Origin of the sequence: Anabaena sp. UHCC 0451, from assembly GCF_034931405.1 — a bacterium.
In the GTDB taxonomy this organism is placed as follows: Bacteria; Cyanobacteriota; Cyanobacteriia; order Cyanobacteriales; family Nostocaceae; genus RDYJ01.
Window position 1 is genome coordinate 193,631 of record NZ_JAYGHA010000003.1, and the last position, 7,970, is coordinate 201,600.

General features: G+C 38.4%; 7 protein-coding genes. 5 read left to right on the forward strand and 2 right to left on the reverse strand.

Annotation, left to right across the window (positions count from 1 at the left end; genetic code table 11):
* Positions 1-172 precede the first annotated feature (172 nt).
* Positions 173-616: a DUF2267 domain-containing protein gene (locus tag VB694_RS03740; RefSeq protein WP_323358970.1), complete on the forward strand. Its 444-nt coding sequence runs from the start codon at positions 173-175 to the stop codon at positions 614-616.
* Positions 617-881: 265 nt separating this feature from the next.
* Positions 882-1,784, forward strand: a complete 903-nt coding sequence (locus tag VB694_RS03745; RefSeq protein ID WP_323359004.1) for a phosphorylase — start codon at positions 882-884, stop codon at positions 1,782-1,784.
* A gap of 144 nt (positions 1,785-1,928) precedes the next feature.
* Here the strand turns inward: VB694_RS03745 and aspS are convergent, their stop codons facing one another.
* Both aspS and miaB read right to left on the reverse strand, forming a co-directional pair.
* Positions 1,929-3,722 (reverse strand): aspartate--tRNA ligase, encoded by a 1,794-nt coding sequence (aspS, locus tag VB694_RS03750; protein ID WP_323358971.1) that lies wholly within the window; start codon positions 3,720-3,722, stop codon positions 1,929-1,931.
* 533 nt (positions 3,723-4,255) lie between these two features.
* Positions 4,256-5,620, reverse strand: a complete 1,365-nt coding sequence (miaB, locus tag VB694_RS03755) for a tRNA (N6-isopentenyl adenosine(37)-C2)-methylthiotransferase MiaB (protein ID WP_323358972.1) — start codon at positions 5,618-5,620, stop codon at positions 4,256-4,258.
* 106 nt (positions 5,621-5,726) lie between these two features.
* Here miaB and VB694_RS03760 point away from each other — a divergent pair, with 106 nt between their 5' ends.
* From VB694_RS03760 to VB694_RS03770, 3 genes are all read left to right on the forward strand, one after another.
* Entirely contained in the window at positions 5,727-6,713 is a 987-nt protein-coding gene (locus VB694_RS03760; protein WP_323358973.1) for a glycosyltransferase family 2 protein, read from the forward strand.
* Between the two features lie 267 nt (positions 6,714-6,980).
* Positions 6,981-7,157 carry a DUF6658 family protein gene (locus VB694_RS03765; RefSeq protein WP_323358974.1) on the forward strand — a complete coding sequence of 59 codons (177 nt, stop codon included), beginning with the start codon at positions 6,981-6,983 and terminating at the stop codon, positions 7,155-7,157.
* A 46-nt stretch (positions 7,158-7,203) separates the two neighbouring features.
* Positions 7,204-7,806, forward strand: a complete 603-nt coding sequence (locus VB694_RS03770) for a hypothetical protein (RefSeq protein ID WP_323358975.1) — start codon at positions 7,204-7,206, stop codon at positions 7,804-7,806.
* The last annotated feature ends 164 nt before the right edge of the window (positions 7,807-7,970 follow it).

Here is a 7,970-nt window from a genome sequence, read left to right on the forward strand (position 1 = left end):
AATACAAAATTATGCTCCATTAGCTAGAAGTTAGGAAACATTCTGCTTTTTATAATTTGAATTGATTCAGTAACTTAACTGATAACATCCGCAACTTCTCAAAAATTTTGGGAATCTATCTCTTCTTCCTCACATAAATTCTTAACCAGGAGAAATCACAGGAGAAATAATTATGACAATGACAGGATTAGATACCTTTGATGCTACTATACAGAAGACAATTCCTTGGATTAATGACTTAGCAAAAGAATTAGGTTGGGAAAATAAACACCAAGTTTTTCAAGGTTTGCGAGCTACATTACACGCATTGCGCGACCGCTTAACTGTAGAAGAAGCGGCTCATTTAGGAGCGCAATTACCCATTCTTTTAGGTGGATTTTACTACGAAAATTGGCGACCTGGTGCAAAAGCAACTAAAGATAGAACAAAGGCCGAATTTTTACAGCATATCGACCATTATTTTCGCAATGTTAATGCGGAAATTGATGCTGAATCCTTGGTGCGTGCTGTCTTTAAAATTATGGCTCAACGGGTTTCCCAAGGAGAAATTGAAGATGTTGTTCACATGATGCCACCAGCATTGCGAGAACTTTGGCCAGAAACAGTAAGAACTTAAATCATTAAACACAAAAGGGGGGGATTTTAACCCCCAATAAAATTAAAAATAAGCAATAATTTTTAAGCAATAATTTTGCTGAATTGAGTAGATATAGTAGATATAATTATATTTAGTTAAACTGATTTTTTGTGTTAGTTGATGTTCATACTATAACAAGCACATTTTATCATTATATCCCCTCCTTCACTCAGAAATAGGGGATGTTGTTGTTAAAAAATAGTTGTTGCTATATAATATTTTAGCACCGCCACTATTAACACAGATGACACAGGGGAAAATATTACTTGAATCAGGAACATTATGGACAAAAGTCAAACAAACAACTGCACACGCTTTAGAATGTGGTGCGTTAAAATCTATTCCGACAGACTTTGAATTTGTCGAACAAGATAGAGTCAAATTTTTGGTGCGAATATTATCTAACTTAAACCGTAAAAAGGCAGCTAAACAAAAACAAGAACAACAAACTGCTGCCACTGGTAAAGAATTGAATCCTTTTTTACCTTACGAAAAAGATTTATTTGTTGCGGATATTTCCGATACTCATCTGTGCATTTTAAATAAATTCAATGTTGTAGATTATCATTTACTGATTATTACTCGCATTTTTGAAGAACAAGAAAGCTTACTTACCTTTGAAGATTTGGCTGCAATGTGGGCTTGTTTAACTGATTTTGATGGTTTAGTATTTTACAATAGTGGTAAACTTGCTGGTGCGAGTCAGCGACATAAACATTTACAAATTGTCCCTCTTTCTGGGGAATATATTCCCATTACACCATTATTAAAAGCAGTCAAATTTTCAGACTCGATTACAACTATACCAGGACTGTCTTTTTTACACGCTTTCACAACATTTGCACCTGAAGAAAGCGCCGCAGTCACTTTAGAAAAATATTATGCTTTACTAGAAGCAGTTGGTATTAAAGAAGTTGATAATCATAAACAATCAGCTGCATATAATCTTCTGGCTACACGAGAATGGATGTTAGTTGTACCACGTTCTCATGAAGAATTTGAGTCAATTTCTATCAATTCTTTGGGGTTTGCTGGTGCTTTGCTGGTGCGGAATGCCGAACAATTGCAGCTGGTTAAAAATATTGGTCCAATGAATATTTTGAAGAATGTCGCTTTCCCGAATATTAAACCCCCTACTAAAATTTAGTAGAGGGAATAATAAAAGTTGTAAAAATAAACCCTGGCTATTAGAAATAGCAGCTATACAAACCAAGTCAGTCTACGCGGATTAATAACCCACGGAGGTAGGTTTTGTCTGTGTAGCTGTGACTTCCAGAAGCTTTGATTTTGGTTAAATTTGCACTTTCGGTTTAAAAGTTGAAGCCACATGAAGTTCTTTCAACTGTTTTGTATCCACATTTGAAGGTGCATCTGTTAACAAACAACGGGCTTGTTGTGTCTTGGGAAAAGCAATGACATCACGAATTGATTCTTCTCCAGCTAACAACATTACTAAACGGTCTACACCGTAAGCAATACCACCATGAGGAGGTGTACCATATTCAAAAGCTTCTAACAAAAAGCCAAATTTATTTTGTGCTTCTTCTGGTGATAAACCAATCGCTTCAAACACCTGTGATTGAATTTCTCGTTTATAAATTCGCAGACTTCCACCACCAACTTCAAACCCATTTAACACCAAATCATAAGCTTGAGAGCGGGCGGTTTTCAAATCATTGATATCATCAGGATGGGGTGCTGTAAATGGATGATGTAATGCTTCTAATCTTTTCTCATCAGCATTCCATTCAAACATCGGAAATTCTGTAATCCAGAGTAAGTTAATTTTATCTGCTGGAATTAAATTAAATTCCCTAGCCACAAATTGGCGAATTCGGTCTAAAGTTTTATTCACAGTCCCAGTATCAGCGGCTGCAAATAATAATAAATGGCCTGGTTTTGCACCTGTGCGGGTTAAGATTTCCTGCTTTTGTTCTGGTGTCAAATTATCTTTAATTGCGCCGATGGTGTCAATTTCTCCATTTTCCCGCACGCGAATATAAGCTAAACCCTTCGCACCAGCTTCTGCTGCTTCTCTGAAAATGTCACCATTTGGTTTAATGCGAACATTAGAAATTGCATCATTACCGTTAGGAATGGGGAGAATTTTAACGATTCCACCGTTAGAAATTGCATCTTTAAAAACTTTAAAACCAGAATCTTTTAAAACATCGGAAACATCAACTAATTCTAAACCGTAGCGGGTATCTGGCTTATCACTTCCATATTTATTCATCGCATCCGCGTAGGTGAGACGAGGAAAAGGACGAGGTAAATCAATTCCTTTAACGGTTTTGAAAATGTGACAAACTAACTTTTCATTGAGTTCAAGAATCTCATTTTCCGACATGAAACTCATTTCCATGTCTAATTGTGTAAACTCTGGTTGTCTGTCTGCGCGTAAGTCTTCATCCCTAAAACATCGCGCCAGTTGATAGTATCTATCCATGCCTGATACCATCAATATCTGCTTAAATAGTTGGGGTGACTGCGGTAAAGCAAACCATTCACCTTCATTAACGCGACTGGGAATAATATAATCCCTCGCACCTTCAGGAGTAGAACGGGTGAGGATGGGGGTTTCAATTTCGATAAAACCTTCGTTATCTTCCAAATAGCGCCGCACAGCTTTAATAACTTGGTGACGCAGTTGCATATTTTGCGCCATCCGTTCCCGTCGTAAGTCTAAATAACGATATTTTAACCGCAAGTCTTCCCGCACGTTTTCCGTGTCTGCGGTGGAAACTTGAAAAGGTAACTGTTTGCGGACAGCGTTGAGGAGTTCAATTTGATCCGCGTATATTTCGACTTCACCAGTAGGGATACGAGAATTCAAGGATTCTGGGGGACGTTGTGTAACTCTACCTGTGATTTTAACAACGTATTCATTGCGGATGGCGTTAGCCTGTTCATAAGAGTCTGGGGTACGTTGCGGATCGCTAACGATTTGCACAATACCAGAGCGATCGCGCAAATCTAAGAATATCACACCCCCGTGATCGCGGCGACGGTCTACCCATCCGTAAAAGGTAACAGTTTCTCCAATATGCTCTTTTCGGAGTTCGCCGCAATAGTGAGTTCGCATAATGATTAGTTTTTTTGTTTCGGGCTAGATTGGATAAATGTCAAAGCTTTCCCATTATCTAGCATCAATAGTCATTGTAGTAGTTTTTGTTCTGGGAAAATCAGTTATTTTCGCCTTGGCGGTTAGAAACCGCAGCTACACAGGCAAAACCAACCTTCATGGGTTTCAACCTTCTTGGTGTTCAGATCGTGTTCAGAAATTACCTCTTAAAAACTGACGACACCACCGTAATTATCGTGGCACTGGCAATCAAACCGAAAGCCAAATTAACCAGTGACTGCGTAGCTTGTCTGTATACCTCAAATTTCTCATTTGATTTTGCCACATCAGTTTTTAATTCTTCGAGTGAATTTAAGATTTTTTGTTGAAACTCCTCTTGTGACATTTTATTTATCTCCTTCTTAGTGAGGTACAAAGTTTTTAGGTTTTAGGGAACAGGGAACAGGGAACAGGGAACAGGGAACAGGGAACAGAAGGCAAAAGGCAAAAGGCAAAAGTTAATATTCTCCCCATCTCCCCATCTCCCCATCTCCCTACACCCCAACTGCTTCCCGCACTTCCACAGGTTCACCAGTTAAGCTAAAAGCGCGAACTTCGGTAATTTTCACCTTGACTATTTTTCCCTTGAGTTCGTTGATATCTCCTGTAAAGAAAGTGAGCCGGTTTCCTCCAGTTCTTCCCATCACCTGAGTTTTATCCTTGGTGTTTTGCTCTTCAACTAGGACTTCTTCGATTCTGCCAAAGTAACGCTGCGATCGCTCGGCTGCTTTAACATTAACTAAAAGGTTTAATCTTTGCAAGCGATCGCTCTTTACCTCTTCACTTAATTGATTATCCCACAAGGCCGCAGGTGTACCCGGACGTGGTGAATAAGCAGCAGTATTCAATAAATCAAAACCAATATCATCTACCAATTGCATCGTATTTTCAAACTGTTCCTCTGTCTCCCCTGGAAAACCCACAATCGCATCTGCACTAATGGAAGCATCCGGCATATAACAGCGAATTGTATCAATAATTCGGCGATATTTCTCATGGGTATAACCCCGTGACATTGCCTTTAAAAGCTCATTATCCCCAGACTGAAAGGGAATATGGAAATGTTCGCACACCTTTGGTAATTCCGCACAAGCTTTAATTAATCGTTCTGTAAAATAACGGGGATGACTCGTAGCAAATCTGATCCTTTCAATTCCTGGCACATCATGAACATAATAAAGTAAATCTGTCAAGGTGTGCAAGTGACGACCTTCGCTAGTTGAACCTGGTAAATCTCTACCATAAGCATCAATATTTTGACCCAGCAGAGTCACTTCTTTATAACCTTTTCTGCCTAATTCTTCCATTTCGGCGCGAATAGCAGCAGGTGTGCGAGATTGTTCAACACCACGCACATTAGGAACTACACAATAAGTACAACGTTCATTACAGCCATAAATTACATTTACCCAAGCTGTAACTTTACTATCTCGGCGTGGTTGGGTAATATCTTCTAAAATATGCACCTCTTCCGTAGCCACCACCTGATTACCATCAAAAACCGATTCCAGCAAGTCTTTGAGGCGGTTAGCGTGTTGGGGACCCATCACCAAATCTAATTCTGGTACACGACGCAACAGTGCTTCACCTTCTTGTTGAGCGACGCAACCAGCAACCACTAAAGTTAAATCAGCTTGTCCATGCTTGCGTTTTGCCTGTCTACCTAAATAAGAATAGACTTTCTGTTCCGCATTATCCCGAATTGTACAAGTATTATAAAGAATCAAATTCGCATCATTAGGATCTTCTGACCATTCAAAGCCCATATCTTCTAGTATGCCAGCCATGCGCTCTGAATCGGCTTTATTCATTTGGCAACCGAAGGTAGTAATGTGGTAGCGGCGGGATGAAGTGGTCATAGGAAATTACGCTTAATTAGTATCATGTATTTTAAGTCTATTTACCATTTTATCGAAATTCACTGATGGAACAAAGGCAACAGCTAAAATATTAAACAAGTTCTATATGGAAAAGATATTGGAATATCAAACAGACTGTCATTTGCATTTGAGTAGCAGTGTAATTATTCCCAGCTTTCAAAGGCCTGATAAATTGACTCGTTGTTTACAAAGTCTAGCGCATCAGACAGTATTACCGAATGAGGTAATTGTTGTGTGGCAAGCTGAGGACATGATAACACGAGACGCTGTTGCACAACTACAGTCCACTCTGCCCTATGCTCTCAAACTTTTACATTGTCCAGAAGCTGGAGTTGTCACCGCTGAAAATACTGCTTTAGCAGCAGCTACAGGGGAAATCATCTTGCTTTGTGATGATGATGTCGTCACACCGACAGGTTGGGTTGCTAGACATCTTTCATTTTACGCAGATCCAAGCATCGGTGCTGTAGGTGGTTCAGCGAATAATCATCATCTTGATGGTACTGTCTTTCTCAAACGTAACATTCAACCAATAGGTCAACTAACTTGGTATGGAAAAACCTATGGTAATATGTACGATCAAACAGAAGAATGGATTGACCTTTCTCCCATAAAGGTTGATCATCTTGTTGGTTATAATTTAAGTATTAGACGTGCTGCATTTAACTGTTTTGAAAGTAGCTTTAAGCCTTACTGGCAAATGTTTGAGCTTGATGTTTGTTTACAAGTGAAGCAACGTGGATATCAAATATTATTTGACTTTCAAAATGTTGTAGATCATTATCCCACCAATACAGCTTATGTTGGTGGAAGAGATGGTGATTTAGAAATCAAGATTTTCAATGCTGGCTATAATCATGCTTTAGTGCTGGCTAAACATAGTCCTATATCTCTATACATCCCCCGACTCATATATTTGTTGTTGGTTGGTTCTCTGGGTTCTCCTGGATTCTTAGCGAGTTTATTGGCAATAAAGCGTTATGGTAATTTACAAAGAGAATTACAAATTTTAGTTAAATCATTACGATACAAAATTGCAGGTTGGCAAAAAGGATTAGAACTAAAAAATTAGCAAAATGTTGGTTATTTTTATTATTTTTAGATTAAAAAATCTCTCTCTATAGTTAGATGAAATTGGCATTTTTCAAAATTTTTGCAGTATTTCAACACAAAAATATGACTTCAGCTAGAGGCTAATTTCATATTAAAACACCTAAACTTGTTCAAAGTTGTTCCTATTAATAGCTCAAACCATTGCCAAAAATATGGTAATTGCGGTATGGCTCAATAATTTGGCAATGAATTTAATTTAATTATGATCCTGGATCAGGAGGAATAGGTGAAAAATTTGATTAATTTCTTAAAGAACCGGCAAATCCGCCAGATTGTAACTATCTTTTTAGCTGGAATATTGTTGATTGTTAGTACGGCTTGTAGTGGAGTAAATCTTTTAAAAGACAAAGCAGATGAAGCAAGTGCTAGACCTGAATTACAAAAAAAATCCAGCATTAGGTAGATAAATTAGATTTTTTATTCAGTCAAAAAACTAGAAGGAGAAAAATATGAAAAAGTTAACTACTTTGTTACAAAATTTGCGCCCAGTGAAAATATTAAGTGTATTATTGGCAGCCACTTTCCTATTTTTAATCCAAGCTTGTAATCGTCCCACTATAGCTGGACAACCACCACAACCTGCGGGACAACCACCGAATGTGAAAAGATATGATCCGACAAAAGATTATCCTATTTCTCCTTATAAAGGGGGGATGAATAATTTTAGTGATGTTGATCCCAGAGCCAAAGCGGCGGAAAAATCAGCCAGATATAAAGCCGATGAGCTAATAGAAAATGCTCAGAGAAATATTGAACGCAAGGGAATTGATAGTAACGAGCAATATATCCGTAATTATCGGCAAGGAACACCTTTTGGTGAACGGGTAAAAAACTTAGGTGAAGACGTAGGCAGTTCATCTGAAGAATTGCGAGAAGGAGTAACGAAAGGAACTCAAAGAGGAGTTGAAAATCTGCAAGAAAATGTTGAAAATGCGGCTAAAGATTTAAGTAAAAATTTACAGCGTGGAACTGAAGATATTGGTAAAAATATTCAACGCCGCGCCGAAGATACAGGAGAAGCAGTAAATAGAACTTTCAGAGAAGCTGATTGAAATTAAGAAGAATGCAGGAGTAGGGGCATTCGCGAAGCATTCGGGCGATAAATTATCGGTTTTTTCCCATGTAGGGGCGAAGCATTCGGGCGATAAATTATCGGTTTTCTCCCAAGTTTATTTTCCGAATGCTTCGCCCTTACGTCGAATGCTTCGCCCTTACG